The sequence below is a fragment of the Mesorhizobium sp. B283B1A genome (assembly GCF_020165735.1).
GTDB classification, from domain to species: Bacteria; Pseudomonadota; Alphaproteobacteria; order Rhizobiales; family Rhizobiaceae; genus Mesorhizobium; species Mesorhizobium opportunistum.
Genome location: NZ_JAIUIQ010000001.1, coordinates 108,151 through 134,543 on the forward strand (window position 1 = coordinate 108,151; position 26,393 = coordinate 134,543).

At 63.6% G+C, this 26,393-nt stretch carries 30 protein-coding genes; 18 read left to right on the forward strand and 12 right to left on the reverse strand.

All coding sequences use genetic code 11. The annotated features are described in order from the left end of the window. The first annotated feature begins 59 nt into the window (after nucleotides 1-59). From LB577_RS00600 to LB577_RS00635, 8 genes are all read left to right on the forward strand, one after another. The gene (locus LB577_RS00600; protein WP_224685123.1) at nucleotides 60-713 is read left to right on the forward strand and encodes a glutathione S-transferase family protein; all 654 of its coding nucleotides are present in this window, start codon (nucleotides 60-62) and stop codon (nucleotides 711-713) included. 81 nt (nucleotides 714-794) lie between these two features. After that, nucleotides 795-1,550, forward strand: coding sequence for an SDR family NAD(P)-dependent oxidoreductase (locus tag LB577_RS00605; RefSeq protein WP_224685124.1), 756 nt, complete (start codon nucleotides 795-797; stop codon nucleotides 1,548-1,550). A 511-nt stretch (nucleotides 1,551-2,061) separates the two neighbouring features. Further along, on the forward strand, nucleotides 2,062-2,271 hold the full coding sequence (locus LB577_RS00610) for a cold-shock protein (protein ID WP_010915421.1): 210 nt from the start codon (nucleotides 2,062-2,064) through the stop codon (nucleotides 2,269-2,271). A gap of 342 nt (nucleotides 2,272-2,613) precedes the next feature. Further along, on the forward strand, nucleotides 2,614-2,841 hold the full coding sequence (locus LB577_RS00615) for a hypothetical protein (protein WP_013896181.1): 228 nt from the start codon (nucleotides 2,614-2,616) through the stop codon (nucleotides 2,839-2,841). Beyond that, nucleotides 2,841-3,248 carry a hypothetical protein gene (locus LB577_RS00620; protein ID WP_013896180.1) on the forward strand — a complete coding sequence of 136 codons (408 nt, stop codon included), beginning with the start codon at nucleotides 2,841-2,843 and terminating at the stop codon, nucleotides 3,246-3,248. Before LB577_RS00615 ends, LB577_RS00620 begins: the two co-directional genes overlap by 1 nt. Before the next feature lies 1 nt (nucleotide 3,249). Then, nucleotides 3,250-3,414 carry a hypothetical protein gene (locus tag LB577_RS00625; RefSeq protein ID WP_224685125.1) on the forward strand — a complete coding sequence of 55 codons (165 nt, stop codon included), beginning with the start codon at nucleotides 3,250-3,252 and terminating at the stop codon, nucleotides 3,412-3,414. A 4-nt stretch (nucleotides 3,415-3,418) separates the two neighbouring features. Next, nucleotides 3,419-3,766, forward strand: a complete 348-nt coding sequence (locus LB577_RS00630; protein WP_263495749.1) for a YkgJ family cysteine cluster protein — start codon at nucleotides 3,419-3,421, stop codon at nucleotides 3,764-3,766. A 92-nt stretch (nucleotides 3,767-3,858) separates the two neighbouring features. Beyond that, the gene (locus LB577_RS00635) at nucleotides 3,859-4,470 is read left to right on the forward strand and encodes a LysE family translocator (protein ID WP_224685126.1); all 612 of its coding nucleotides are present in this window, start codon (nucleotides 3,859-3,861) and stop codon (nucleotides 4,468-4,470) included. Between the two features lie 88 nt (nucleotides 4,471-4,558). Here the strand turns inward: LB577_RS00635 and LB577_RS00640 are convergent, their stop codons facing one another. The 3 genes from LB577_RS00640 to LB577_RS00650 are packed head-to-tail and all read right to left on the reverse strand — an operon-like array spanning nucleotide 4,559 to nucleotide 6,458. Beyond that, the gene (locus tag LB577_RS00640) at nucleotides 4,559-4,945 is read right to left on the reverse strand and encodes a nuclear transport factor 2 family protein (RefSeq protein WP_224685127.1); all 387 of its coding nucleotides are present in this window, start codon (nucleotides 4,943-4,945) and stop codon (nucleotides 4,559-4,561) included. Continuing rightward, nucleotides 4,942-5,409, reverse strand: coding sequence for an OsmC family protein (locus LB577_RS00645; protein WP_224685128.1), 468 nt, complete (start codon nucleotides 5,407-5,409; stop codon nucleotides 4,942-4,944). Before LB577_RS00645 ends, LB577_RS00640 begins: the two co-directional genes overlap by 4 nt. A 38-nt stretch (nucleotides 5,410-5,447) precedes the next feature. Continuing rightward, nucleotides 5,448-6,458 (reverse strand): zinc-dependent alcohol dehydrogenase family protein, encoded by a 1,011-nt coding sequence (locus tag LB577_RS00650; protein WP_224685129.1) that lies wholly within the window; start codon nucleotides 6,456-6,458, stop codon nucleotides 5,448-5,450. 98 nt (nucleotides 6,459-6,556) lie between these two features. Between LB577_RS00650 and LB577_RS00655 the strand changes: the two genes are divergently transcribed. Then, on the forward strand, nucleotides 6,557-7,165 hold the full coding sequence (locus LB577_RS00655) for a TetR/AcrR family transcriptional regulator (RefSeq protein WP_140571656.1): 609 nt from the start codon (nucleotides 6,557-6,559) through the stop codon (nucleotides 7,163-7,165). Between the two features lie 170 nt (nucleotides 7,166-7,335). On the opposite strand, the gene groL is transcribed toward LB577_RS00655, so the two are convergent. The 3 genes from groL to LB577_RS00670 form a co-directional block, all read right to left on the reverse strand. Then, the gene (gene groL / locus LB577_RS00660) at nucleotides 7,336-8,991 is read right to left on the reverse strand and encodes a chaperonin GroEL (RefSeq protein WP_013896172.1); all 1,656 of its coding nucleotides are present in this window, start codon (nucleotides 8,989-8,991) and stop codon (nucleotides 7,336-7,338) included. 62 nt (nucleotides 8,992-9,053) lie between these two features. Then, entirely contained in the window at nucleotides 9,054-9,350 is a 297-nt protein-coding gene (gene groES, locus LB577_RS00665; RefSeq protein ID WP_006203049.1) for a co-chaperone GroES, read from the reverse strand. 276 nt (nucleotides 9,351-9,626) lie between these two features. Further along, nucleotides 9,627-10,421: a class I SAM-dependent methyltransferase gene (locus tag LB577_RS00670; RefSeq protein ID WP_224685130.1), complete on the reverse strand. Its 795-nt coding sequence runs from the start codon at nucleotides 10,419-10,421 to the stop codon at nucleotides 9,627-9,629. A gap of 70 nt (nucleotides 10,422-10,491) precedes the next feature. Between LB577_RS00670 and LB577_RS00675 the strand changes: the two genes are divergently transcribed. Further along, a complete protein-coding gene (locus LB577_RS00675) occupies nucleotides 10,492-11,343 on the forward strand; it encodes a hypothetical protein (RefSeq protein WP_224685131.1) in 852 nt (283 codons plus the stop codon). Between the two features lie 97 nt (nucleotides 11,344-11,440). On the opposite strand, the gene LB577_RS00680 is transcribed toward LB577_RS00675, so the two are convergent. Beyond that, a complete protein-coding gene (locus LB577_RS00680; protein ID WP_224685132.1) occupies nucleotides 11,441-12,067 on the reverse strand; it encodes a TetR family transcriptional regulator in 627 nt (208 codons plus the stop codon). Between the two features lie 124 nt (nucleotides 12,068-12,191). Between LB577_RS00680 and LB577_RS00685 the strand changes: the two genes are divergently transcribed. The 4 genes from LB577_RS00685 to LB577_RS00700 are packed head-to-tail and all read left to right on the forward strand — an operon-like array spanning nucleotide 12,192 to nucleotide 16,884. Next, on the forward strand, nucleotides 12,192-13,424 hold the full coding sequence (locus tag LB577_RS00685) for an MFS transporter (protein ID WP_224685133.1): 1,233 nt from the start codon (nucleotides 12,192-12,194) through the stop codon (nucleotides 13,422-13,424). Between the two features lie 5 nt (nucleotides 13,425-13,429). Next, on the forward strand, nucleotides 13,430-14,731 hold the full coding sequence (locus LB577_RS00690; protein ID WP_224685229.1) for a D-arabinono-1,4-lactone oxidase: 1,302 nt from the start codon (nucleotides 13,430-13,432) through the stop codon (nucleotides 14,729-14,731). Next, nucleotides 14,728-15,873, forward strand: coding sequence for a DSD1 family PLP-dependent enzyme (locus LB577_RS00695; protein ID WP_224685134.1), 1,146 nt, complete (start codon nucleotides 14,728-14,730; stop codon nucleotides 15,871-15,873). Before LB577_RS00690 ends, LB577_RS00695 begins: the two co-directional genes overlap by 4 nt. Nucleotides 15,874-15,933: 60 nt before the next feature. Next, a complete protein-coding gene (locus tag LB577_RS00700) occupies nucleotides 15,934-16,884 on the forward strand; it encodes a helix-turn-helix domain-containing GNAT family N-acetyltransferase (RefSeq protein WP_224685135.1) in 951 nt (316 codons plus the stop codon). A 178-nt stretch (nucleotides 16,885-17,062) separates the two neighbouring features. Here LB577_RS00700 and LB577_RS00705 read toward each other — a convergent pair whose 3' ends face one another. The 5 genes from LB577_RS00705 to LB577_RS00725 all read right to left on the reverse strand — a co-directional run bounded on the left by LB577_RS00705 (nucleotide 17,063) and on the right by LB577_RS00725 (nucleotide 22,174). After that, on the reverse strand, nucleotides 17,063-17,896 hold the full coding sequence (locus LB577_RS00705) for an AraC family transcriptional regulator (RefSeq protein WP_224685136.1): 834 nt from the start codon (nucleotides 17,894-17,896) through the stop codon (nucleotides 17,063-17,065). Nucleotides 17,897-17,986: 90 nt separating this feature from the next. Further along, nucleotides 17,987-18,880, reverse strand: a complete 894-nt coding sequence (locus LB577_RS00710) for a glycosyltransferase family 2 protein (RefSeq protein ID WP_224685137.1) — start codon at nucleotides 18,878-18,880, stop codon at nucleotides 17,987-17,989. Next, nucleotides 18,877-19,623: a glycosyltransferase family 2 protein gene (locus LB577_RS00715; protein WP_224685138.1), complete on the reverse strand. Its 747-nt coding sequence runs from the start codon at nucleotides 19,621-19,623 to the stop codon at nucleotides 18,877-18,879. The genes LB577_RS00710 and LB577_RS00715 overlap by 4 nt, the downstream gene beginning before the upstream one ends. Further along, nucleotides 19,614-20,504, reverse strand: coding sequence for a glycosyltransferase (locus LB577_RS00720; protein ID WP_224685139.1), 891 nt, complete (start codon nucleotides 20,502-20,504; stop codon nucleotides 19,614-19,616). The genes LB577_RS00715 and LB577_RS00720 overlap by 10 nt, the downstream gene beginning before the upstream one ends. After that, a complete protein-coding gene (locus tag LB577_RS00725) occupies nucleotides 20,501-22,174 on the reverse strand; it encodes a glycosyltransferase (RefSeq protein ID WP_224685140.1) in 1,674 nt (557 codons plus the stop codon). The genes LB577_RS00720 and LB577_RS00725 overlap by 4 nt, the downstream gene beginning before the upstream one ends. Before the next feature lie 271 nt (nucleotides 22,175-22,445). On the opposite strand from LB577_RS00725, the gene LB577_RS00730 reads away from it, so the two are divergent. The 4 genes from LB577_RS00730 to LB577_RS00745 are packed head-to-tail and all read left to right on the forward strand — an operon-like array spanning nucleotide 22,446 to nucleotide 26,344. After that, nucleotides 22,446-22,748, forward strand: coding sequence for a hypothetical protein (locus tag LB577_RS00730; protein WP_156937930.1), 303 nt, complete (start codon nucleotides 22,446-22,448; stop codon nucleotides 22,746-22,748). Beyond that, nucleotides 22,732-23,775 carry a LacI family DNA-binding transcriptional regulator gene (locus tag LB577_RS00735; protein WP_224685141.1) on the forward strand — a complete coding sequence of 348 codons (1,044 nt, stop codon included), beginning with the start codon at nucleotides 22,732-22,734 and terminating at the stop codon, nucleotides 23,773-23,775. The genes LB577_RS00730 and LB577_RS00735 overlap by 17 nt, the downstream gene beginning before the upstream one ends. After that, the gene (locus LB577_RS00740) at nucleotides 23,772-25,289 is read left to right on the forward strand and encodes a sugar ABC transporter ATP-binding protein (protein ID WP_224685142.1); all 1,518 of its coding nucleotides are present in this window, start codon (nucleotides 23,772-23,774) and stop codon (nucleotides 25,287-25,289) included. Before LB577_RS00735 ends, LB577_RS00740 begins: the two co-directional genes overlap by 4 nt. Then, nucleotides 25,289-26,344, forward strand: coding sequence for an ABC transporter permease (locus tag LB577_RS00745; RefSeq protein WP_023779330.1), 1,056 nt, complete (start codon nucleotides 25,289-25,291; stop codon nucleotides 26,342-26,344). Before LB577_RS00740 ends, LB577_RS00745 begins: the two co-directional genes overlap by 1 nt. Nucleotides 26,345-26,393 lie beyond the last annotated feature (49 nt).

A 26,393-nucleotide genomic window follows, 5' to 3' on the forward strand; every position in this document is an offset into this window, starting at 1 on the left:
GCCGGCAGGCTAGGCTGTGAATACGCATCGGGTTTGGACAATCGTGCGCGGGGAGAAAAATGGCGGAATTCACGCTCTACATCGGCAACAAATGCTTCTCCTCATGGTCGCTGCGGCCATGGCTGGCGATGAGGCATCTGGAGATCCCGTTCGAGGAAGGTTTTGTGCGCCTGCGTACGCCGGAGACGGCCGCCAATCTGGCGAAAGTGTCGCCGACCGGTCAGGTCCCGGTTTTGAATCACAGCGGAAGGATCGTCTGGGAAACCCTTGCCATCCTTGAATATCTTGCAGACTTCTACCCGCAGAAAAAACTCTGGCCGGACGACCTTGGCGCCCGCGCGCTGGCGCGCTCGGTGGCGACCGAGATGCATTCTGGTTTCCGCGAGGTTCGCTACGGCTGGCCGATGAATTTGCGCCGGCCCAAGGTTCATAAGCCGCTCGACGCCGAAGGCGAGGCGCAACGCGCCCGCATCGAGGCGCTGTGGCGCGAGTGTCGTGAAAAATACGGCAAGGGCGGCCCGTTTCTGTTTGGCCATTTCACCGCCGCCGATGCCATGTATGCGCCGGTCGTCACCCGCTTCGACACTTATGGCGGCGTACTGGCGGCCGACACCAAGGCCTATGTCGACGCCGTGCTGGCAACGCCTGCGATGCGGCACTGGTATGCCGAAGCGGCGAAGGAGACGTGGCCGGAACCCGGGCCGGACGAATAGCCTCGCCATAGGGCTGGGCTTCCAGAAACGTTCGCGCGGCCTATCTGAAGGGGTGGGCCGGGCATCTGGAGAAGATCCATCATGACATCCTCTAATTCCCCTCTCATGGGCAAGGTCGCGCTCGTCACTGGCGCCTCGTCGGGCATCGGTGAGGCGACCGCGGCGGCGCTTGCCGCCGCCGGCGCCAAGGTGGCGGTCGCCGCCCGCCGCGCCGATCGCCTCGACATGCTGGTTGGCCGCATCGAGAAGGCTGGCGGCAAGGCTCTCGCCGTTGAAGCTGACATCGCCAAGGGCGGCGACATCACCGCCATGGTCGACAAGGTTGTCTCCGAATGGGGCCGGCTCGACATTCTCGTCAACAATGCCGGGGTCATGCTGCTGTCGCCGGCGGCCGAAGCCGACCTCGATGATTGGCGCCGCATGATCGAGCTCAATCTGATCGGCCTGATGGCCGCCACCAAGGCGGCATTGCCGCACCTCAAGGCCGCCAAGGGCCATGTCGTCAACGTATCCTCGGTCGCCGGCCGCGTCGCCAATCCGGGTGCCAGCGGCTACGCGGCAACCAAGTTTGGTGTCGTCGCCTTCTCGGAATCGCTGCGCCGCGAGGTCTATGTCGACAAGGTCCGCGTCACCGTCATCGAACCCGGCCTGGTGCGCACCGAGCTTGGCGACCATATCACCAATCCCGCCATGAAGGCCGGCCTCGACCAGCGCCTCGCCACCCTGGAAGCGCTGACCGCCGACGATATTGCGAACGCCATCCTCTACGCCGTCAGCCAGCCACCGCGCGTCAACATCAACGAAATCCTCATCCGCCCGACCGATCAGGAGCGCTGAACCGCAGCGCGGGGCAGGGACCGTGACCGCCGGCGATCCGGTGGCGCGTTCGGGCCTCGGTTGCCATGACGATTTCCTGCCGCCGATCGGCGGGACCCGGCACATACAAGAACGCCCCTCGCACCTTTTATCGTGCGGGAGGCGTCCTTTTGTCGGCATTCCCGAGATTTCTCTCTAGGATTGCCGACACCATTGAAATGCGCCGGTGTGGAATTGGTTCCGGGCGTGGTGCGTTTTTTTCGGGAAAATGAACGCACGATCGTTCAGCCGGTTCGCCAGTTGAGGCCGATGCACCGAGCAACCCAAAATTGAATTCGGGCCGCTGAAAAACCAGAAATTGACTCGCCGCCAAAAGAAGTCTACAAGAAACATGTCGATATTTGTTTGACTGACTTTTGTTATCCGCGCCCGAATGCGCGCCTTTGACGAACTTCCCCATCAAAAATCGAGACAAAATCGTTGTGCATTCGCACCGCGATTAGCGAATATTTGCCATGGAAAGGGTTCGTTTATGAGCACCGGCACAGTTAAATGGTTCAACGCCACCAAAGGTTTTGGTTTTATTCAGCCTGACGACGGCTCGGCCGACGTTTTCGTCCACATCTCGGCCGTAGAGCGCGCCGGCATGCGCGACATCGTCGAGGGCCAGAAGCTTGGCTACGAGATGGTCCGCGACAACAAGTCGGGCAAGATGTCCGCCGACCAGTTGAAGGCGGCCTGAAAAAAGAATTCGGCCCTCCCGGTGACCACGGATGTACTGGCACCGTTGAGTGGCGAATTCTGGCGCTTGGCCACGGAGACCTGAGTTTCCAAGGCACATCATGCGCATGAGAGGAGTGTTCCTGTACATCCAGCCTGTGCATCCATCTGGATGCGCGTGGATGCGCGGTGCTCCCCACGGAAGGTCAGGCGGTGCCTGGCCTTTTTCATTTTACGCTTGTTGCCGCCGAAAATGCGCTGCGCATCGTGCTGAACGTGCTAAGGGACGCTCCAGCAGTGCGTGGTCCTGACCGAAGACCCGGTCTCGCCCTATCGGCACCAGGCTCCTGACAGGAGAAAGATTTTGACCGCCCATTCGAAGACAGCCGCCGATCCGGCGGTGTCGCTGTTCAGCAAGACGCAAACCCAGTCGATGTCGCTCAACCGCATCATGTCCGAGCGCGATGCCGTCAGTGAGGCGCGTGAGGCCAAGACGGCACGCTTGCGCGAACTGCGCCTGGAAAAGGAAGCCGATGAGATGGCCGCGGCCGCGGCGCGCCCGGCATTGCCGAAACGGGCTGGAAAACGCTGATGGCCACGAAGCGCGTACCGCCAACGCCGATCGCCGCCGACGCGACCATCGCCGACATGGTCGAAGGGCTCGACAAGCCCGTCGAATATGTCCGGCGTGTGCTGGAAAAGCTCGAGCGCTGCAAACGCGCCCATGGCGATGCCCAGGTGCGCGTCGGTGTGCGCGGCCGTGCCGAGTGCCCGAACTACCTGATCGAATATGTCCGCGAAGACGCCAAGACCCATGAGCGGGTGACTTATCAGGACGCCGCCTACAGCGGCAGCACGCATCGCGAACTGGCGCCCCACCACATCGAGGCGGCAAAGAACTGGTCGCCCGAGGAAATGAACATCACGGCGGTTTCGGCACTGATCGGCCGCTTGCGCAATCCGCGCGCACCATCATCGCGTTTCGCCGACGAGGACTGACATGGCCATAAAATTCTCAGCCAAGGACCAGCCTGCGGCGCCGGTCGCCGCAGTAAAGCCGGCCAAGCCGGCCGCCGCGCCGAAAACCGACCCGGCCGACACCGCGACCGACCTGTTCAAGTCGCCGGCCGAGACGCCCCGCGGCAAGGCAGGCAAGAAGAAATAGCGCCTTGCCGCGCGACGCCGATCATGACCTTGCCGCGCTCGCACCGTGCGGCTCGCGGGTGCCTGCCTTCGACTGCCAGAGCTGCGGCGCCTGCTGCTCCTACTCGGCCGAATGGCCGCGTTTTTCCACCGAGGATGACGCGCAGCTCGACCGCATCCCGGAAAAATATATAGCGGCTGACCTGTCCGGCATGCGCTGCGACGGCGTGCGCTGCTCGGCCCTGTCCGGCGAAGTCGGCAAGGCGACGGCTTGCGGCATCTACGATGTCCGGCCAGACGTCTGCCGCGCCTGCATGCCCGGCGACGCGGAGTGCCTGATGGCGCGCCGCGAACACGGATTGCCGATCTTCTAGAATTGCCCGTGTAACTGCCGATCTCCCCCGCTTGTGCGCGGCCCCGCGGCCCGGTACCTTCCTGGCCGGGCAGGCTGCCGGAGGAAATCATCGTGAGCATCGAATTCCTGTTGACGTCGCTGATCGTCGTGGCTTCGCCCGGCACCGGCGTTCTCTACACGCTGAGCGCCGGACTTTCGCGCGGTGGGCGGGCCTCGATCATTGCTGCCTTCGGCTGCACGCTGGGCATCATCCCGCACATGGCGGCCGCCATCACCGGCCTTGCGGCGCTGCTGCACACCAGCGCGGTCGCCTTCGAGACGCTGAAATATCTCGGCGTCGCCTATCTGCTCTACATGGCCTGGAACACGCTGAAGGAGAAGGGCGGCCTGAGCGTCGAGGACAATGTCGCGCCGCGTTCGGCCGGCAAGGTGATCGCCACCGGCATCCTCGTCAACGTGCTCAACCCGAAACTGTCGATCTTCTTCTTCGCCTTCCTGCCGCAATTCGTCAGCACCACCGAACCGAACGCGCTGTCGAAGATGCTGGAGCTCAGCTCCGTCTTCATGCTTTTGACCTTCGTGGTCTTCGTCGGCTACGGCATCTTCGCCGCCTCGATCCGCAGCCATGTCGTGTCGCGGCCCATGGTGCTGACCTGGATGCGCAGGACTTTTGCCGGAGCCTTCGTCATGCTCGGCGCCAAGCTGGCGCTAGCCGATCGGTAGCGCCACCAGGAGCGGTTCAGTCCCGCTGCTCCGTGCTTGTTCATACGCAATTCCGGACCGAAAACCGGATATCCCTGTTCAGGGCGCGCTATCCCTTTACATAGCCCATCGCCTCGATGATCCGTCCGTCGGCGACGCGCATGAGGTTGACGCCGCGCACCGAATGGCCGTCGGCCATCCAGTAGCGCCAGCGGATCGTGGCACGGTCGCCGGCCACGAAAGTCTCTTCGATGTCGAAGCGCGTGCCGGGTCCGGTGGCGATCGCCGACCACAGTTCGACGCAGGCGGCCTTGCCGGCGCGGCGGGCGCCGTCCGGCGCCGGCGTGGTGTTCTCGATCACGCAGTCCTGCGCCACCAGTTCGTTGAGCGCCGATGGATCGCGACGCTGGAACACGTCGTTGTAACGCCGCATGATTTCGGCTGTTTGGCCGGAGAGCTTTGCCGTGGCGAGGTCGATGATGAGTTCCCTGGTCATTGGTTGGCTCCGTTCGTTCCGTGATCGATGGCGGCGTCGACGAGGGTCGCCTTCAGCGTGATCGTGGCGACACCTGCCAGTGCCCGGGAGACGAGGCAGCCTGCCTTGGCCGACTGCGCCAGCCTCTCGAAATCGTCCGCGCCCAGCCCGGCGACACTTGCCTCAGTCTCGAGTTCGATATGGGTGATCGTCGGTCCGGCCGCGGTCGCCCCGAGATGCACCTTGGCTGTCGTGTGGATAGTTTGGGCCGTGTGGCCCTCGCTGCCGAGGACGGCGCTCAGCGCCATCGAGAAGCAGCCGGCATGCGCCGCGGCGATCAGCTCCTCCGGGTTGGTGCCTGGACCGTTCTCGAAACGCGACGGAAAGGAATAGGCGCCTTCGAAGACACCGCTGCCGAGCCGCAACCGGCCCGAACCTTCCTTCAGCGAGCCTTGCCATTTGGCCGAAGCTTCACGAATTGTCATTGGTCTGCTCTCCCTTGTTTGATTGTGAGAAGTCGGGATCAGGCGCCGTCGATGGTGACCTTCCCGAAGACGTCGCCTTGCTGGAAATAACGGTACGCGTCGCCGGCCTCGGCAAAGGCAAAGCTCTTGTCGATGACCGGCCGCAACCCGTGCTGCGAGACCGCGCGCAGCATGGCCTCGAGGTTGGTCCGGCTGCCGACGAAAAGGCGGCTGATGGTTGCGAGGCTGCGCTGGTAGAGGGCCGCGGGCATTTCGATCGATCTGCCTCGTGCATCCTGCAGCGTCAGCAGCACGATGTGCCCGTAGAGTGTGCTTGCGATCAGCGATTGCACGAATGTCGCCGGGCCGCCGGTTTCAACGACAAGGTCGATGCCGCCGGTCTGGTCTCGGACCGTCGCACCCCATTCGGCCATCTCCGATGTCGAGATCACAAGATCGGCACCCAGCGCCCGCAGCCTGTCGGCCTTCGCGCCGCGCGAGGTGACAGCCGCGACGCGGCAGCCGAGCAGCTTGGCGAACTGCAGCGCAAACAGCGAGACGCCACCGGAGCCGATGACCAGAACCCACCGGCCAGGCTTCGGCATCCCGGCGCCCGTCACTGCATTCCAGGCGGTGACGCCGGCGCAGGTCAGGGTCGCCGCTTCATGCCAGTCGAGATGATCGGGCAGGCGTACGGCCCATTGTTCGTCGAGGACCGCATATTCGGCCAGCATACCGTCCAGCGTGCAGCCGAGCTGGTCGATGAGACCGGCGTTTATGCGGCCGTCGATCCAGCGTGCGAAATAGCTGCCGGTGACGCGGTCGCCAACGGCGAAGCGAGTGACTTCATTGCCGATGGCGACAATTTCACCGGCGCCATCGCTCAGCGGCACGATGCCCCGGCGCGGCGTCAGCGGATAGGTGCCGTTGAGGATCATCGTGTCGCGCCGGTTGAGCGAGGCGGCGCGAACGCGCACCATGATTTCATGAGGTCCTGGCTCCGGCCGCGGCTCGTCGCGCATCACCAGGCTTTCGATTCCCGCGGACCCTTCAAGGCGATAGCTTTGCATGTCGGTCTCTCGAATATATAGACTGATCTACATATTATGTAGACCGATTGTCATATTCGATGCAAGGCCTATAATGATCGCTGCTGACAGAGGTTGACATGGCGAACGATACACGGGCCCGCATACTCGAAACGACTGGACTGCTGCTCAGGCAGCGCGGCTATCACGGCACTTCGCTCAACGACATATTGAGCGCCAGCGGCGCGCCGCGCGGCTCGCTCTACTTCCATTTTCCCGGCGGCAAGGACCAACTGGTGATCGAGGTGACGCGCGATAGCGTTGCCGACGTCACCGAGAGGCTTGGCGCGGCTTTGGCAGCCGAACGCGACCCCGCGGTCGCCGTCCATCACATCTATCAGTCGGTGGGACATATGCTCGAAGAGAATGAGTTCTCGCTCGGCTGCCCGATCGCGCCGGTCGTGCTGGACTCGCCAAGCGACGTGCCCGAGCTTGCCGAACTGTGCCGCTCGGCCTTCGAGCAGTGGATAGGCTTGCTGCGAGATGCCTTCGTCAGGGCAGGGGTGCCCGAGCGTCGCGCGCATGCCTTGGCGCTGCTGGTCGAATCATCTCTGGAAGGGCTGATGGTGATCGCGCGCGCCACCCGCGACCGCGCGCCATTGAAGGCGGTGGCCGACGAGGTCGCGGCACTGATTGAAGGCGCCGTGCTGGCTGGGGAGGCACGGCAACGCGCGGATACAACCGTCTGAGGGCATCGAAGGGCGGCGATCAGGAAGCATGTAAGCAAAAAGGGCGGCATCGCTGCCGCCCTTTCCGTATCTGAAGGCTGATGGAAGCGTGGATTAGAAATCCATGCCGCCACTCAAGCCCGCTTGCGGGCTTGAGCAATGTGAGTTCATGGGCGTGCTTTATGGATTTCTTAGAAATCCATGCCGCCCATGCCGCCCATGCCGCCGCCCATGCCGCCAGGCATGCCGCCGCCGCCAGCCGACTCCTTCTTCGGAGCCTCCGCGATCATGGCTTCGGTGGTGACGAGCAGGCCGGCGACCGAGGCCGCGTCCTGGAGAGCGGTGCGCACGACCTTGACCGGGTCGACGATGCCCATGGCGATCATGTCGCCATATTCGCCCGACTGGGCGTTGTAGCCGAAAGTCGCGCCCTTGTTCTCAAGGATCTTGCCGGCAACGATCGAAGCTTCCGCACCGGCGTTGGCCGCGATCTGGCGGGCCGGAGCCTGCAGCGCACGACGCACGATGTTGATGCCGGCGGCCTGGTCGGCATTGACGCCGGTGGCCTTGATGTTGGCCGAAGCGCGCAGCAGGGCAACGCCGCCGCCTGCAACGATGCCTTCTTCCACGGCCGCGCGGGTCGCGTTGAGGGCGTCATCGACGCGGTCCTTCTTTTCCTTGACTTCGACTTCCGTCGCACCGCCGACGCGGATCACCGCAACGCCGCCGGCGAGCTTCGCCAGACGTTCCTGCAGCTTCTCCTTGTCGTAGTCCGAAGTGGTCTCTTCGATCTGCTGCTTGATCTGGGCAACGCGGCCCTGGATCTCGGCCTTCTTGCCGGCGCCGTCGACGATGGTGGTGTTCTCCTTGGAGATCGACACCTTCTTGGCGCGGCCGAGCATGTTGAGGCCGACGTTCTCGAGCTTGATGCCGAGGTCTTCCGAGATGACCTGGCCACCGGTGAGGATGGCGATGTCTTCCAGCATGGCCTTGCGGCGATCGCCGAAGCCCGGAGCCTTGACGGCGGCGATCTTCAGGCCGCCACGCAGCTTGTTGACGACCAGCGTGGCCAGGGCCTCGCCTTCGACGTCTTCCGAGATGATGAGCAGCGGCTTGGAGGTCTGCACGACGGCTTCGAGAACCGGCAGCATGGCCTGCAGGTTGGAGAGCTTCTTCTCGTGGAGGAGGATGTAGACGTCCTCGAGCTCGGCAACCATCTTGTCGGCATTGGTGACGAAGTAGGGCGACAGGTAGCCGCGGTCGAACTGCATGCCTTCGACGACTTCGAGCTCGGTCTCGGCGGTCTTGGCTTCTTCAACCGTGATGACGCCTTCGTTGCCGACCTTCTGCATCGCTTCCGCGATCATCTTGCCGACCGACTCGTCGCCATTGGCCGAGATCGTGCCGACCTGGGCAACTTCCTCGGAGGTCTTGATCTTCTTGGCAGCCTTGCCAAGCGCCGCCACGACTTCGGTCACGGCCAGATCGATGCCGCGCTTCAGGTCCATCGGGTTCATGCCGGCGGCAACGGCCTTGTGGCCTTCCTGGACGATCGACTGGGCCAGGACGGTCGCGGTCGTGGTGCCGTCGCCGGCGATGTCGTTGGTCTTCGAAGCGACTTCGCGGACCATCTGCGCGCCCATGTTCTCGAACTTGTCCTCAAGCTCGATTTCCTTGGCGACGGTGACGCCGTCCTTGGTGATGCGCGGGGCACCGAACGACTTGTCGATGACGACGTTGCGGCCCTTGGGGCCGAGCGTGACCTTCACCGCGTCGGCGAGGATGTTGACGCCGCGCAGCATGCGCTCGCGGGCATCACGGGAGAATTTTACGTCTTTGGCAGCCATTTTTTAGCTCCTGGCAGGGGCTTGGGGTAAGCCCGGAATTCAGTTGACGGTGAGGCCGATGATCAGCCGATGATGCCCATGATGTCGGATTCCTTCATGATCAGAAGGTCTTCGCCATTGAGCTTGACTTCGGTGCCCGACCACTTGCCGAACAGGATGCGGTCGCCAGCCTTGACGTCCAGCGGGACCAGCTTGCCGGCTTCGTCACGAGCACCGGAGCCGACGGCGATGATCTCGCCTTCCTGCGGCTTTTCCTTTGCCGTATCCGGGATGATGATCCCGCCAGCGGTCTTGGATTCGGATTCGACCCGGCGAACGACCACGCGGTCATGAAGCGGGCGGAACTTCGACTTTGCCATTTTTTCTTCCTCGATGAGAACGGTGAGAAACAGTTCCTCCATCCGGCGAAGCCGGACAACAACAAAGCCCGGCGGCGCCGGGCCCTGTGATTAGCACTCACCAAAGGCGAGTGCTAACGTGGCGCTGAAATAGGCTGACGGCTGGCGAGAGTCAAGGCGGGCGAAGGCCGCGATGCGAGCGAAATTTTTCTCATGCTGCCGCACGATTTTAGAAAGCCTGGGTTGTGCCTGCCCCGGCTTGAGCGCCGTCCTGCTAACTTCAGTGTCTTGGCGCCTTCAGTGTCTTGGCGCCCGCAGCACCAACAGCGGGCATCGCTCGGCAAGCCCATAGCTCCCGGTCAAAGCGATGCGAACATCACCAAAAAACGCTCCCGCCTCGCTCACTAGTGTAGTCGCCGGTGCGAAGGTGTAGATGGCCGGCGAGTTCCGATAGGCATCGATGGTGCCGATGGTTGGCAGGTCCCAGCCTGTGCGAGCCGAAAGCTCGTTGCGGTCAGGAAACAGTGCGTCGAACCTTTCCGCGATCGTCCTGACCGGAATGGCATGGTCGGGCGCATCGCCCGTCGCGGTCATGGCGACGCGCCATTTGAGTTCGTGGAAGGTCGAGACACCGCCCGAGAGTGCAAGCGCCCGCACCGCCGCCGGCTCGTCCGGTGTTTCGGGACCGGCAAAGAGACGCAGTCCCGCCCGGCCGTCGGTGCGCAGTACGCCGGCGATCGCCGCAAACAGCGCCCGGCGCGCGGTTGAAAGGCCGAGCGTCGACAGGCAGCCGTCGCCGATCACCGCATCGACGCTTGTGTTCGGTACCGGCAAGTCCAGCCAGTCGCCGTTGATCGCCTTTCGAAACGCGGTGTCGCCTGGCCAGATACCGGCGATCATGTCGGACGATTCATCGACGGCCGTCATCGTCGTCCCGAGCCCGGCGAGTTCCGGCGTCACGCCGAGCAGAATGACGTGCGCCTTCGAAAGGTCGAGCTCACGCTCATAGGCCTCAACCGCTTCCGCTGGCGGCCGCAACGGTGGCCCGAGCAACTGCCAATGCCTTCGAATGGTATTCCAATGGTCGGTCATCCACAGCCCCAAGCCCGCGTTGTATTGGCAGCTATAATAGAGGACGTTAAAGAGACCAAGCGGGGGAAGCATGACGCGCATCGCGGTAATTACGCATGAGTTCGACAGGTTCGAACGCCGGCGCGGGCCGCTGTTTCGCCGCGACAGCCCCTACATGCTGTTCGATCTGCTGGAGGAACTGAAGCGACGCGGACATTCCGTCCGCATAATCCCCGGAACGTCGGCAAAGCCGGAGGCCGATATAGCGGTGCTGCACGTCGACGCGACCGTGACGCCACCCGAATATGTCGAATACGCACGCGCTTTTCCCTTCTGCCTGAACATTGGGGCCGCCGACATCTCCAAGCGACGCATCAGTGGCGCGGCGATCGGCAAGGACGACGACTGGCCAGGGCCGGTCATCGTCAAGAGCAATCTCAACAATCTCGGGATGCGGGAGCAGACGCTCAACCGGCGATCGCTGCGTGCCGGAAAGCCGAAGCCGTTTCCCGGCGTCGAGCCTGTCGAGGGTTATCGCGTCTATGCATCCCTTTCGGAGGTTGCGCCGGCGGTCTTCGACCGCAGCGATCTCGTCGTCGAGAAATTCATTCCCGAGCCGGAACCGGACGGCTTTGGAGCCCGCTTCTGGATATTCTGCGGCGAGCGCGAGCGCTGCACCCGCCACGTCTCGCCGCAGAGCCTCGTCAAAGGCGACGACACGGTCCGCCGTGAGCCGGTTCCGGTTCCCGAGGAGCTTCGCGCTCTGAGGCGCCGGCTTGGCTTTGACTACGGAAAGTTCGATTTCGTCATGCATGAGGGCAGGGCGGTGCTGCTTGACGCCAACAAGACGCCCGGTGGCGCCCGCAATCTTTCCGCGTTTCTCGCCGCCGGCAATGCCAATCTTGCCGACGGCTTCGAAGGCCTTGTCCGCCAGCTCGCATAGCGGGCGTCCTGATGCTTGCGCCCCGACACCTCTCATTCGCGGCAGCTTGCTGATGATCGCCAGGGCTACAGATCGCCAAGGCTACAAAAACACAGGGCTATAAAAACAGCCGCAACTGGGTGTGGATGATCGACCGGTAATCCTCGATGGTCCGGCGGCTTTCGGCTTCGCCTTGCGCGAGCGCCAGCCGCACCACGCCACCGGCGAGCTGGAAGATCAAGAGAACCATGCGTTCGAACTGCTCGTGCTTGTCCGGCGCGAGCAAGGCGATGACGCGGTCGCAGAACATCTTCGCTTGATGCCGGGTCTCGGCGATGTCGAGATTCTTGAGCGCCTTGTCGGCCTGGATGGCGTTCTGCAGATCCTGGATTGCCGGATCGCCGGCAACGCGGCCGCGATAGTCGTCGAGCAACCGGTCGGCCGCCACGATGATGTCCTTGGCTTCCCGGACATCGGCGACAATCGCTGACAGCCGCGCGCGGCTGACTTCGGAGAAACGCTCATAGAGCATCGCCAGGATCGCCGACTTGTTGGGGAAGTAGTGATAGACGGTGGCGATCGGCCCGCCCGCCAGCATGCCGACTTCCTTCATGGTGACGGCATCGATGCCCTTCTCGCCGATCAGCCGCATGGTCGTCGACAGGATAGCGTCGATGCGCTCGCGGCTGCGCTCCTGCTTGGGCCTGCGCCTCGGTTCGATCACCGTCTGCCTTGCTTCAACCATGCACTGGTCTTTCGCGCGCGTTTCCAAATTCTGGTTGACAACAAATATGATCAAGTATCAATTTCTGGAATCCTGACAGATTGTCAGTTTTTTTGCCGCGCGGCAAGGACGTTGGGAGGCGCCTTTGGCTTCGACAAATACCGGCCACACCGGCACCGGCCACACGGGCACCGGACACAAGGACACCGGACACAAGGGCAATGGCGACTGGCTGGTCGGCAATCCGACCGGCGGGCAGCTTGCCTCGGCTCTGTGGATCGGGTCGGTCGGCCTGCTGATCCTTGGGCTGCAGCCCGTGCTGCTCGGCGCCCTCTATACCGAGGGCCATGTCAGCGGCGATGAACTGGCGCTGGTTGCCACCGCCGAGATGATCGCCATCGCCATCGGCTCGGCGATCGTGGCGATGCTGCTGTCCGCCCACAACATGCGCTGGAAGAGTGCGGTTCTGCTGCTGCTGCTGGCGCTGGCGAACATATGGACGGCCTATGCCGCCGGGGCCGGCACATTGATGGCCGCACGTGCCCTGGCTGGTCTCGCCGAGGGCGGCCTGGTTGCGGTCGCCACCGAACTGATCGCCCGTTCGCGGCGAGCCGAACGCATCGGTGGCTATTTCGTCACCATGCAGACCCTGGCGCAATGCGCCCTGGCGTTGCTGCTGGCGCTCTATGTCATCCCCGCCGCCGGATCGGCCGGCGGCTTCTTCAGCCTCGCGGTCGTCTGCGTCCTGTCGCTCGTGATCGCCTTCATTGTTCCCGCTGACTACGCCGATCTGCCGAAGGAGGAGGATCTGGCCAATGTGCTGACGGTTCCCTCGATCACCGCTTTGCTGTCGGTCTTCTGCTACTTCATGTTCTTCGGCGCGGTGTGGGCCTTTCTCGAGCCGCTCGGCGCGCAATTCGGGATCGACGATCGCACCGTTGGCCTGATCGTCTCGGCCAGCCTCGCGGTGCAGGTGCTGGGCGCGACGACGGCGACCGTGTTCGAGGCGCGCATCGACTATCGCATCGCCATCGCAGCCATTGGCGCCGTCGCGGTCGTCGCTTCGCTCGTGCTCGCCGGCGGACCTGATCTCAACACCTTCTGGGTCACAGCCCTGATGATTGGTTTCATCCTCCTGTTCATCGTGCCCTACCAGATCCGGCTGGCGATCACCGCCGACGAGACGCGCACCGCCGTGCTTTTGGTGCCGGCCGCCCAACTCTTTGGCCTGGCGATCGGTCCGGTCGCGGCGTCGCTGCTCATCGACGGCAAGGATTTTCGCCCGGTGCCGGAATTCGCCGCCGCCAGCGCTGTCGCCAGCGTGGCATTGCTCGGCCTGTTCATTCTGGTGGCGCGGCGCCGCCGGATTGTTGCGTGAGCGCCATGTCGAAAACCTGGAGCAACTGGTCCGGCTTTGTCACCGCCGAGCCACGGCTGATCGCCAGCCCCGCCGATGCCGGCGAACTCGGCGATCTCATTCGCACGGCACCTGGTCCCGTCCGCGTCGTCGGCGCCGGTCATTCCTTCACGCCGCTGGTGAAATCGCAGGGCACGATCCTGTCGCTCGAGAAGCTCGAAGGCCTGGTCTCGCATGACGCGCAAAAGCATCAGGCGCGCGTGCGGGCAGGGACGCGGCTCGGTTCGCTGATGCACATCCTTCAAGGCATCGGCCAGGGCCTGCCCAATATGGGCGACATCGACCGCCAGGCGATCGGCGGCGCACTGGGAACCGCCACCCATGGCTCCGGACCGACGCTCGGCGCCTATCACACGCAGTTGGAAACGGTGCAGATCGTCGACGGGCTTGGCAAGGTCCGTGACTTCAGTCGGGCTGGGGATCAGGACATGATCCACGCCATCGGCGTCGCGCTCGGCGCTTTCGGCATCCTCAACGAAGTGACGCTCAACAACATCCCGACCTACCGGCTGCGCCGACGCAAATGGGTGCTGCCCATCGCCGACATGCTGCGCGATTTCGAGACCATGATGACCGCGCACCGGTCGGCCGAGTTCTATTACATTCCGTTCTCCGGCTATGCGCAGTTCATCGCCAGTGATTTCAGCACCGAGGCGACCACCGCACGCCCGACCGAGGATGACGAGGGCTCGTTGAGGACGCTGCGCCGGCTGCGCACTACGCTTGCCTGGCTGCCGTCGCTGCGCCGCCGGCTGATCCTGGGCGCCGTCGCCAAAGTGCCATCCGAGGACTATGTGCAGGACTGGATCAACGTCTATGCCAGCGACCGGCAGACAAAATTCAACGAAATGGAATATCACCTTCCCTTCGAGGAGGGCCCGAAGGCGCTGGCCGAAATCATCGAACTGACCGAGAAGCGCTTTCCCGAGGTCTATTTCCCGATGGAGGTGCGCAGCGTCGCGGCCGATCGGTTCTGGCTTTCGCCCTTCTACGACAGGCCGACCTGTTCGATCGCCATCCACCACGATGCCGCCAACGATCCGCTGCCGTTCATGCGCGCGGCCGAGCCGATCTTCCGCAAATATGGCGGCAGGCCGCATTGGGGCAAGATGCACAGCCTGCAAGCGGCGGACCTGAAGAAGCTTTACCCGCGTTGGGATGATGCGATGGCGGTGCGCCGCGACATCGATCCGCAGAACCGTTTCGTCTCGCCCTACATGGCTGGCCTGTTCGGCATCGAGCCCAGTCCTTTCGGTGTCGACCGATGAGCGCCTATTTCGCCACGCTGTCAGAGGCGCTGAAGCAAGCCGGCATCTTCCAGCCCTGCCTGCTGCTCGACCGCGAACGGCTGGATAGCAACATTGCCCTGGTCAAAGCGAGACTTGACCCCGGCCTTGCGGTGCGGCTGGTCGACAAGTCGCTCGCCTGCCTGCCGCTGCTTTCGCACATCGGCAATGCGCTTGGAACCGATCGCTTCATGACCTTCCATCCGCCGATCAGCGAGGCGGTGCTGAAGGCGTTTCCGGATGCGGACCTCCTGTACGGCAAGCCGATGCCGGTCGGAGCGGCCAGAGCCATGCTTTCGAAGGGCGAAGTTGACCGGACACGCATCTGCTGGCTGATCGACACGCGAGAGCGGCTGGCGGAGTATGGCGCCCTGGCAGCCGAGCTCGATGTCGACCTGCGCATCGCCTTCGAAATCGATGTCGGGCTACATCGCGGCGGCTTCGCTGAACCGGCGGCCTTGTCGCAAACCTTGAAGGGACTGTCGGCGCACAAAAGGCTGCGCTGCGAGGGCGTCATGGCCTATGAGGCGCATGCGCCGCACATTCCCGGCCTGTTCGGCGGGCCGGCGAGGGCGCTGGCGCGAGCGTCAGAGCGGGCCACCGCTTTCGTTGCGTGCCTCGGCGCCGGCCAGCGCGGCATTCTCAACATCGGCGGCTCCAAGACCGCGCTGCTTCACCGCGGCGGCATGGCCAATGAAGTATCGATGGGTTCGGCCTTCGTGCTGCCCGGCGATTTCGACACACCCGGCCTCGACGGTTTCCAGCCGGCGGCTTTCATCGCGACGCCGATCCTGAAAGTGGTCGAGCCGATGCTGCCCGGCCCGCCGGCTGTTTCCCGCCTGCTGCGGGCGCTCGGCCGGTTTCCGCGCAAGGGCTGCTATCTCTATGGCGGCAAATGGATGGCCGAACCGGTGTTTCCCCGGGGGATGAAGACGAACAGCCTGCTCGGCTTGTCCTCCAACCAGCAATTCATGGGTCTGCCTGCCGATGTCGTTGCCAGTCCGGGCGACTATGCATTCCTGCGGCCGACGCAGAGCGAGGCCGTGCTGCAGCAATTCGGGCCGATCGCGGTGCTTTCCGGCGGCAAAATCGTCGATCGCTGGCCGGTGTTGCCGATGATGTGATCATGCGGATAGTTGACTCTGTCAAGTAAAAGATTGATCCTGTGCCAACAGGAGATACCCATGACGATTCACCATCAGCCCGGCAAGGAAGCGCCCAACAAGGAACTGATCGATGCGGTGCGGGCCTTCAACCGCTTCTATACCCGCCAGATCGGCCTGCTTGACGAGGGGCTGTTAAAGAGCCCGTTCTCGCTGACCGAGGCGCGGGTGCTTTATGAGCTTGCCCATCGCGACGGACTCGTTGCCAGCGACCTTGTGCGCGATCTCGGTCTCGATCCCGGCTACGTCAGCCGCCTGCTGAAGAAATTCGAGGAGCGGGGCTTGGTCGAACGCGCCGCGACGGAAGCTGATGCGCGCCGCGCCTCGATTGCGTTGACGCCGGCGGGCAAGGATGCATTTGCGCCGCTTAACCAGGATTCGCACGATCAGGTGCGTGCGTTGCTCGATCATCTGGCGCCCGCCGATCAGGACCGACTGGTCAAGGCGATGCGCATTGTGCAGGACCTGCTCGGCGACAAGCCTGAACCTGGGGTGCCTTACATCCTGCGGCCGCTGCAGGTCGGCGACATCGGCTGGATCACCCGCCGGCAAGGAATGCTATACGCGCAGGAGTATGGCTGGGACGAAACCTATGAGGCACTGGTCGCCGAGATCCTCGCGGCGTTCGTCAAATCCTTCGACCCGAAATGGGAGCGCGCCTGGATCGCCGAGCGGGCAGGCGAGGTCGTCGGCTCGGTCTTCATCGTGCGCAAGTCCGACCAGGTGGCGAAGCTGCGCCTGCTCTATGTCGAGCCCTCGGCACGTGGCCTCGGCATCGGCAAGCGGCTGGTCGAGGAGTGCATCGGCTTTGCCCGCGCCAAGGGGTACAAGACGCTGACCCTGTGGACCAACGACATTCTCTCGGCCGCCCGGCACATCTACCAGGCGGCCGGCTTCCAACTGACCGAGGAAGAGCGGCACCATTCCTTCGGCAAGGATCTGGTCGGCCAGAACTGGAACCTGGAGCTGTAGCGTCTCCTTCCTTCTCCCCTTGCGGGAGAAGGTGGATCGGCGCGCAGCGCCGAGACGGTTGAGGGGTGTTGGCCGGAGCGCTGTCGGTGTCAAGCTGGAACACCCCTCATCCGACCTCGCTTCGCGAGGCCACCTTCTCCCACAAGGGGAGAAGGAAGAACCAGCCGGCGCTTTCCGGCTATGATTTGACCGGTATCCAGATCTCCAGCCCGCCATTGCCGCTGCGCGGATCGAACTCCGGACCATAGCGCTCGAAATCTGGCGCGTCGGCCACCTCGTGCCCGGACGCGGGCAGCCATGTGTTCCAGATCGTGTTGACCGTACGGCGGATGGTCGAGATGTGCTCGCGATGCGAGAACACCGCATATTTCTGAGCCGGTATCCGCACGCGGCTGAATTCCCTGGGAAGATCGGAAAAGTCCGTCACCTCGACGCCGGCGATGTAGTCGAAATTGCCGGCATCGTCGCCGTTGACGCAGACGCCGTAGGCGACGTCACCGGTCTCGCCGGGGATGTTGCCGATATAGGGGCCGAAGCGCTGCCATTGCATCGGAATGGCGGCACTGGTTTCGCAGCTGTAGCGTTCGCCGAGACCTGCGATCAGGAACGGCCGGCTGGTCTCGAAGCGTGGCGGTTCAAGATTGGTGAGAGGGGACTGGTCCATCAGGATTGGCTCCACGAGGTCGAGGGACTTGGTCGAACCTTGCGCGCGCACCAGTTCCGGCGTGGTGCCGAACTGGTCGCGGAAGGCCCGGGTGAAAGCCTCATGCGAGTTGTAGCCGGCGTCGAGCGCGACGCGCAGGATGTCGGGCGCCCCGCCGGCGAGCTTGCGCGCCGCCTCGCTCAGGCGCCGCGCGCGCATGTAGCCCATGACCGAGCGGCCGGTGGCGGCGCCGAAGGCGCGCGTCACATGAAAGCGCGACACACCGCTGCTTTGGGCGACATCGTCGAGTGATATCGCGTCCGGCAGATGGCTCTCGACGAACCACAGCGCTTTTTCGGTCGGGTTCATGGCTCTCCTTCCCGCATTGGCCAGATCATACTGCCGCCTTTCCACGCGGCCGGTTTGATCGAAATTGCGCAGCGCGCAAAGTGATACCAACTAGCGCCGGCGACGCTGGAAGAACCGGCGAAGCCGGCGCCCGATCTCGCGCGGCTGATGGCGCAATCTGCCTTGATGTTTTTGGGCGGTTGGCACGATCGGCAGGGAGAAGGCCGGGTTGAGTGGCTGTTGGCGCCCTAGCCGTTCCCAGTGGATCAGCCCGCGCATGATCCGGTCCCAGGCAAGCACGGTTGCCACTGCGGTGGAAAGTTCACCATCATTGGCGGGCTCATGGCGCCGCTCGAACTCGGCATAGGCCTCGGCGACATAGGTCCCGAAATCGAAATTGTCGGGATTGGGATCGTACGAATCGCTTAGCGCATAGCGCGCCTGCCGGGCAATGAACGAAGCGATGTCGACATAGTTTTCGTGGTGAATGTGGAGGCAGTTCGGTGCCTCCAGCCGACGAAGGCGCTTGGCACCGGTCAGAACCTGCGGCACGCGATGATGGCCTGGTTGCCAAGCGACGGTCCCCTTGCGGAAAAACCGTATCTGGTGATCCGGATAGAAGCCGGAGCCGCGCATGACATGGCCGGCGACGGAGTTGAATCTTGGCAGCGCAAAGGCGTCAGTGTTGTCACTATAATCGCGCACAAGCCCTTGCAGTGCCTCGTATGCGTCGTCGGCGAGGTACTCGTCGGAATCCAGCACAAGCACCCAGTCGTTTTGCGCCTGCGGCAGGTATTGGTTGCGGATTGCGTCGACGGCATCGACGATTGCACAACTCAGCACCCGGCAGCCGGCCGCACGTGCGATCTCGATGGTCGCATCGCCGCTTTGCATGTCAACGACGATGCGCTCCGCTGCCCAGGCGGTGGTCGCCAGCAGCCGGGGCAAGGTCAGTGCCGAATCCCGCGTATGGACGATCAGCGATATCTCGTTTGCCTGCGTCACCCGCTCTCGTCTCCGTCTATGGTGTAGCGCCCACGCCACCGCTCGAAGAACAGTTTGCGCGAGGCCTTGTGACGGTCAGGCCGCCGGTCCGAGGTCGATTCCAGATGCAATGAATCCCGGCGCTGGCCGCATGCGATGCGGATTCCCAATTGCCGTGCCCGAAGACAGAGATCGACATCCTCATAGCCGAAAGGGAATGTCTCGTCGAAACCGTTCAAGGCGTTGAAGACCGCATGGTCGATCATCATGGCAGCCGCCGTCACGGCCTGCGGGAAAGTCGTCGCCCGGCTGACGATCGCGCTTCGCCTGCCATGATCCTGGTGATAGGGGCCACGTTCTCCAGCGTCGAACCGCACACCGCAATGCTGGATCGTGTCGTCGGGCAAGACCAGCCTTGTGCCGCAGATGCCAACCTTGTGGTCACGGAAGATCTCAAGCATCTCCACCAGAGCGTCTGGATGCAGAAGCACGTCATTGTTGAGGAAGAGGTACCGTGTGGCGGCAAGCTCGCGGGCGCCGCGATTGCAGGCTGCCGAGAAGGAATGCCTTAGATCCAGCCTGACGATCCGCACTTGCGCCGGTGCGAGATCATCGGCGAGATAGGGTATGGCGGAGCCATTGTCGACGACGACGACACAGGTCTTGCCTAGCTGTGTCCTCGCCAAGGCATGCTCAAGCTGCAGCAAGCAACTTCGCAGCAGCGCCGTCAGGCCCCATGAAGGAACGATGACGCTTAGCTCCATGACAAGGCGTCCTTCAAGCCCGCCTCCATAGCAGATCGCAGTTTCTTTCTCTGAACCGCGATGCGGTAACGGGATGCCATCGCCGCGCCGCCGTCGCGCAGGGCGGCACGCCGGGAGCCTGCGCCTTGCTTGCTGATTTCGGCGAGCGCGGCTGGCAGTTCTCTCGGCTCAGCGATGTACGCGGTGTGCCCATGTTTGAGGTACTCCATCCCGCCGACGACTGGAACCGATACTACAACGCAGCCCGCCGCCATCGCCTCGAGCGCCGGCAGTCCGAAGCCTTCAGAGACTGCCGTGCCCAGGAAGAACCCGGAGCGCTTAAGACTGTTCGCGCAGATATCTTCACTAACGCCGTCAATCGGCAGGAAGCGGAGGGAGAGCACATGCTTCTTCGCCGATTGGGCTATCGCGGCGCCTCTGCGCGGCATGAAGGCTGCGCACCGCTCATCCTTGGGGGATCCGTCATGGAAGAAAGCGTCGGAGATCGATATGCCGACATCGATCGAAACGCGCCGGGCGACGAACATTGCATAAGTCGTCGCTTGTTCCCAACACGTCAGCACGGTGACATCCCTGTCGTGCAGAATCGGATTGATGAGGGGGTCGGTACCTTGGCAGTGGAAGATCAGCCGCGCCCCAGTTGCCTTCAACTCGGGATAGTCGTGCGGCAATGAGAAGATGAGCGTATCGCTCTTCCCGGCATTCGCGACGACCTGCTGCCTGTCCACCACAGGCTGACTGCATCGGAACCATGAAGGCGCAAGGTTGCCAGGGGTCGCGACCGCCATCGGCACGCCGGCGTCCGTCAGCAACTGCGCGAACTGGAAGCCAACCTTGATGCCGCCATATATACCGACCCCAGGCAGAACATAGTAGTTCATCGGCCTTCTAGCGCGCGCCACCGTTTTCGGCGCAGCGCGTCCCTGATGCCGAGGCGGCGATGGAGAACCCATCGCAGACCGCGGAGCGTAGCCGCAAAGGCACGGCCGTAATGCAGCTCCGCGAACTTGAGCCGCGCATTATCGATCAACGAGATCCTGACGGAGGTCGGGATATCCGCGCCTTGCTGACCGAGATGCGGCAGCACATGGTCCAGTTCGACGATTTCGAGCCCACGCCGCGCCATTTCAAATCCGACCGCGACATCTTCCATGTAGCAAAAGTATCTCTCGTCGAAACCGCCGATAGCATGAAAAGTCTCTCGTCGAACGAACAGGGCGGCCGCGAGCGGCCAGCTCCACTTGTGGTCGTGATAGAATGGGAGACGTCTCAGGCGCCGAGCCCATTTCGCCATGCCGTTATTGTCGAGAAGGTCGGCTGTCAGCTTGAGTCGGGAATAGCCGGGCTGGCGACCGGCTGTGACTCCGCCATGCCAGTCGACATAGTCGGGAACGATCATAGCATCGGGTTTTCGACGAAGCGTCGAGAGTGCCGCCTCGACCGCGGCCGATGTCACAAGGCAGTCCGGGTTGAGGAAGCATAGATATTTGACGCTGGCGGCGGCGGCGCCTTGGTTGGCGGCGGCGGCGAAACCCTCATTGTTTTTGTTCCGGATGATGGTCACGCCCTCATGCGTCACGTGATCGAGTGTCTCGTCGGTCGAGGCATTGTCGACGACAATGATCTCATGCTGGTCCGGCAGGGCGTCGAGGCAGTAGCCGATTATCTTTGACGAGTTGTAGGTGATGATGATGAACGCCAGGTCGGCAGGTTGCCCTGTCGCTGCGTTGTCTAGCAAGGGGCCGGCGGGACCTTCGGCAAGAAGGTTATGCATCGCGAGAACGGTTTCAAATTCGGGGCCGTTGCAGAAGTTGCTGAAGTGGGCGATCAGCGCATCCGGTCGGGGAAAGCCCGTATCCCAGTGGCCGCAATGGTTCCATTGCCAGGAGAGGGAGGCGCAGCGATCCGGCACCACTGAGTTTGTCCACACCTGGAAATAGTCCTGGTCGGCGATCATGTGCGCGCCAACCGAGTGGTCGGCAGGCAGAAGCAACCGCCGGGCCGCTACCCACTCCAGCAGAAGCTGCAGTTCGTCCCTGAAGGCCAGCACCACCCCACTGTTGAAGTAGCGAAACGATATCGCGGGTGGCGCCGCCGCTGATCCGTCGATGAATGCAAGCGAGCGCTTGCTGTAATGTTCCTGGAAGTCCCCCGGCGTCATGCCCGAACCAGCGATGCCGGTCTGTTCGACCATTGCCATCCGCTGTTCGCCCAGCGCCGTCGACACCTCGGCCGCCGCCAGGGGGCGCAACAGGATGGTATCGGCATCGACCTGAATAATGATCTCGGCGCTGGACTGCCCGAGACACCAGGCCAATGCGTCGAATTTGGCCAGAAACCCGTCGGCCCGGAATTCCTGCCGTGCGGCGTCGAGCAAGTCGAGATGGATGCGCGGCGAGGGCGGCAGCATTGGGGCGGAGAACCGATCCGTGACTATATAGATTTCGAAATCCGTGTTCCGGAGAAAGGACGTAACGGCTTCGCGCGCCGCCAGCGCATAGCCTGGCTTGCCGATCGCGAGCATGCAGATTGCTACCGTCGGCTCGTTCATTCGGCTGGGTTACCACGCATCATGCCGGGCACCTCCGCTGTGCGGTCCCGTCGCGCCAGATAACGTCGCCGGCGTCGCGCCGTGCTTGGCATGGAGATAACCGAGGTTTGCCCGGTTTCGTGAATCTCAGGCCGGGAATGCCGGCCAACGACGACCTTGCGTCGATCCGGCGCCCGATGCGGAAAACCAGCCCCTCTCTCGCCCGACGCGTCAACGACCAGCCGGGCTCCGGAAATAGAAAATACCAGCCATTTCAAGCGAGCCTTTCTTCGTGAAGCTGGACCCAGATGCTTCTGCGATCCCGAACGATACCGCAATGTGTTCTCACGAGTATCGGCAGGTCAACCGTGCGCGCACGCTCTATTTTCCGCCAAAGATAAGATTGCGCGATCGCCACGGCACCCCAACGAACGGTCTCGGCGAAAAAACGCATCGAAGCGATTGCGCAAACGTTTCGATGACATTATGGTTTCCCAAAATCCGCCGAAATCAATTAGAGCGGGCCAGGAAACGCATCATCAGGGAGGAGCGCTTGCCAGCACTCCGATTGAGCCATCATGCCGACAATGGCTGAGGTCGCGCGCCGCGCCGGCGTGTCGGTTTCGACCGTCTCGCATGTCATCAACCACACCCGTTTCGTCTCGCCTGAGAAGGCGCGGCTCATCAATGATGCGATTGCCGCGATGGGCTATCAGCCCAACGAGCTGGCGCGGTCGTTGAAGGTGGCGTCGACCAACAGTGTCGGCCTGGCGATCTCGGCGATTTCCAATCCCTATTTCACCGACATAATCTGCGCGGTTGAGGCCGAATGCGCGCGGCTCGGCCTCATGGTGTTCCTCTCCGACACGCAGGAAGATCCCGACCGCGAGCTGTCGGTGGTGCGCGCCTTCCACCAGCGCCGGGTCGACGGCGTCATCCTGGCACCGTCGGGTTCGCCGCAGCGCGCCATCGACTACCTGGCCGAGAAGAAGCTGCCTTGCGTGCTCATCGACCGCTTCGCCGATCAGCGCTTCGACCAGATCGGCGTCGAGAACGAAACCGCGATGCGGGCGCTCATCGACCACGTCGCCTCCTTCGGCCACAAGCGCATCGGCTATATCGCCGGCCAGCCGGGCCTGGCGACGACGCGCGAACGCATCGAGGCTTTTCGCGCCTCGCTGACCGCCAATGGACTTGAGTGCCTGCCGCACTACGTCTCGCCCGAGAACGTCGACACGGCGAGCGCCACGGCATCGACCCACGCCATCCTGTCCCTGCCATCGTCGCCCACGGCATTGGTCACCGGCAACAACATGACGACCATCGGAGCGGTGCGGGCAATCCGCGAAAGGGGCCTCTCGATACCGGGGGATCTCTCGCTTGCCGGTTTCGATGATTTCGAATGGGCCGATTGCTTCGAGCCGCGGCTGACGCTCGTCGCGCAGCCCTGCACCGAGATCGGCCGGCAGGCGGCGACCTTGCTGTGCGCCCGCATCGCGTCGAGCGGCCTGGAGCCGCAGGCGGTCCGGCTGCAGGCGACGCTGCAGGTCCGGCAATCCTGTGCGGGGCCGACCCCCATAATGTCGGCCCCCATGAGGTCAGCCCCCGCGAGGTCAATATGAGCGCGCCGTTGCTTTCCGTTACCGGTGCGGTCAAGCGCTTTGGCGGCGTCCAGGCGCTGCGTGGCGTCGACTTCGATCTCAAGGCCGGCGAGATCCACGCCTTGCTCGGCGAGAACGGCGCCGGCAAGTCGACGCTGATGAACCTGTTGTCGGGCGTCTACACGCCGGACGAGGGCACCATCCTCATCGACGGCAAGCAGGTAACCTTCAACAATCCGCGCGAGGCGCAAGCGGCCGGTATCGCCACCATCTTCCAGGAGCTCGACCTGGTGCCGACGCTCGACGTCGCCGCCAACCTGTTCCTTGGCCGCGAGCTGATGCGGCCAGGTGGCTTCCTCGACGTGCCGGCGATGCGCGGCGAGGCCCGCAAGCGGCTGGAAGCCATCGAGCTTGCCATCGACCCGGCCAGCATGGTCGCCGATCTGTCGATCGGCCAGCGCCAGGTCGTGGCGATCGTCAAGGCGCTGTCCTACGCCTCGCGCGTGCTGATCATGGACGAGCCGACGGCGGCGCTGACGGTCGGTGAGGTCGAAAGGCTGTTCGACATCATGCGCAAGCTTGCCGCCACCGGCGTCGGCATCGTCTACATCTCGCATCGCCTGGAGGAGGTGCCGCAGATCGCCGACCGGGTGACGGTGATGCGTGACGGCAGCATTGCCGGCATCACCGAGCCGCACGCGCCGCAGGCGGAGCTGGTCCGGCTCCTGGTCGGGCGGCCGCTGGACGAGCTTTATCCCGAACGCTCGAAGACCGCCGGCAAGACGCTGCTCAGCTTGCGCGATGCGAGCTTCAGGCTTGCCCATGAAAGTGCCGGATGGCAGCCGCCGACCGGCATCTCGCTCGACGTCAATGCGGGTGAAATCGTCGGGCTGGCCGGCATCATGGGGGCAGGTCGTACGGAACTGCTCAGCGCGCTCTATGGCGCCGGCCTGTCCGGCCGCTGGGAGGGCGAGGTCGCCATCGACGGACGGCCGGTGAAACTGGATTCGATCAAGGCGGCGCGCGCGGCCGGCATTGCCTTTGTCACCGACGACCGCCGCGGCAGCGGCCTGATGCTCAGGATGGCGGTTGGCCTCAATCTCGTGATGTCGGTGATCCGCCGCATCTCGCCGGCCGGGCTGATGTCGCCGCGCCGCCAGGCCGATGCGGTGCGGCAATCCTTCGGCCAGTTCGACATCCGGCCGAAGAACCCCGACATCGCCGTCGGCGCGTTGTCCGGCGGCAATCAGCAGAAAGTGGTGCTGGCAAAGGAAATCCTCGGCAATCCCCGGCTGCTGCTGCTCGACGAGCCGACACGCGGCGTCGATGTCGGCGCCAAGGGCGAGATTTACGCACGGTTGCGGCAATTGGCGGCACAGGGCCTCGGCATCCTGGTCGCCTCCAGCGAGATGCCGGAACTGATCGGGCTCTGCGATCGCATCGTGGTGCTGCGCCAGGGGCGCAATGTGGCGGAATTCATCGGCGGCGTCGACGAGCACACGGTGCTGGCCGCGGCAAATGGCAGGGAGGCCTGATGGCGGACGAAAAGATCTCGGTGGCAGTAGCTCCGGCGGTGCCGGCGGCAGCGCCAAAGCATCGCGACCCGCTGGCCCTCATCGTGCGCTTCCAGAGCCTGATCGGCCTGGTGCTGGTGGCGATCGGCGGCATCATCTTCTCGCCGCGCCGGCATGGCGAGATCCTGTTCCTGAACCCCGACAACATCGCCAACATCGTGCGCGCCGTGTCGGAGACCGGCATCATCGCCATCGGCATGACCTTCGTCATCATCACCGCCGGCATCGACCTCTCGGTCGGCGCCGTGCTCGGCCTGTCCAGCGTGGTGACAGCGTCGATGATGATTTCCGGCGGTTTCGGCCTCATCCCCACCATCCTTGCCGTGCTGGTCATGGGCATCGTCTTCGGCACCATCCAGGGCACCATCTCCACCCGTTTCCGGCTCGAACCCTTCATCGTCACGCTCGCCGGCCTGCAGGCCGCGCGCGGTCTGGCACTCGTCGTCTCCGGCAACCAGTACATCAACATCTCCTATGGCGACGGGCCGGGCCTGGCGCCGCCGGTATTTGCCGTGCTGGGCGAGCGTCTGTTCAACAACACCGTGCCGGTGGCGACGCTGGTCTTCATCGTCTTTGCCGCGATCGCCACGGTGGTGCTCAACACCACGCGCTTCGGCCGCTACGTCTTTGCCGTCGGCGGCAATGAGCGCGCGGCGCGCATTTCCGGCGTGCCCGTCTCCATGGTGAAGATCTCGGTCTATGCCATCACCGGTTTTGCCGCGGCGCTTGCCGGCATCGTGCATGCCGGCCAGTTCAATTTCGGCAGCGCCAATGACGGCATGGGCTACGAGCTGACGGCCATCGCCGCCGTGGTCATCGGCGGCACCAGCCTGTTCGGCGGCGCCGGCTCGATGGTCGGCACCGTTGCCGGCACCATCATGCTCGGCGCGTTGGCCAACATACTTCAGCTCAACAACATCACGCCGGCCATGCAGCTGCTCGCGACCGCCGCGATCATCGTGCTGGCGGCAGTGCTTCAATCCCTCGTTCGCCGCCGCGAGGGTTTGGGTCGTTAGGAGGAAGGCGGCAGCAAGTGGACGTCAACCAAGGTCTGGCCCCCGGCCC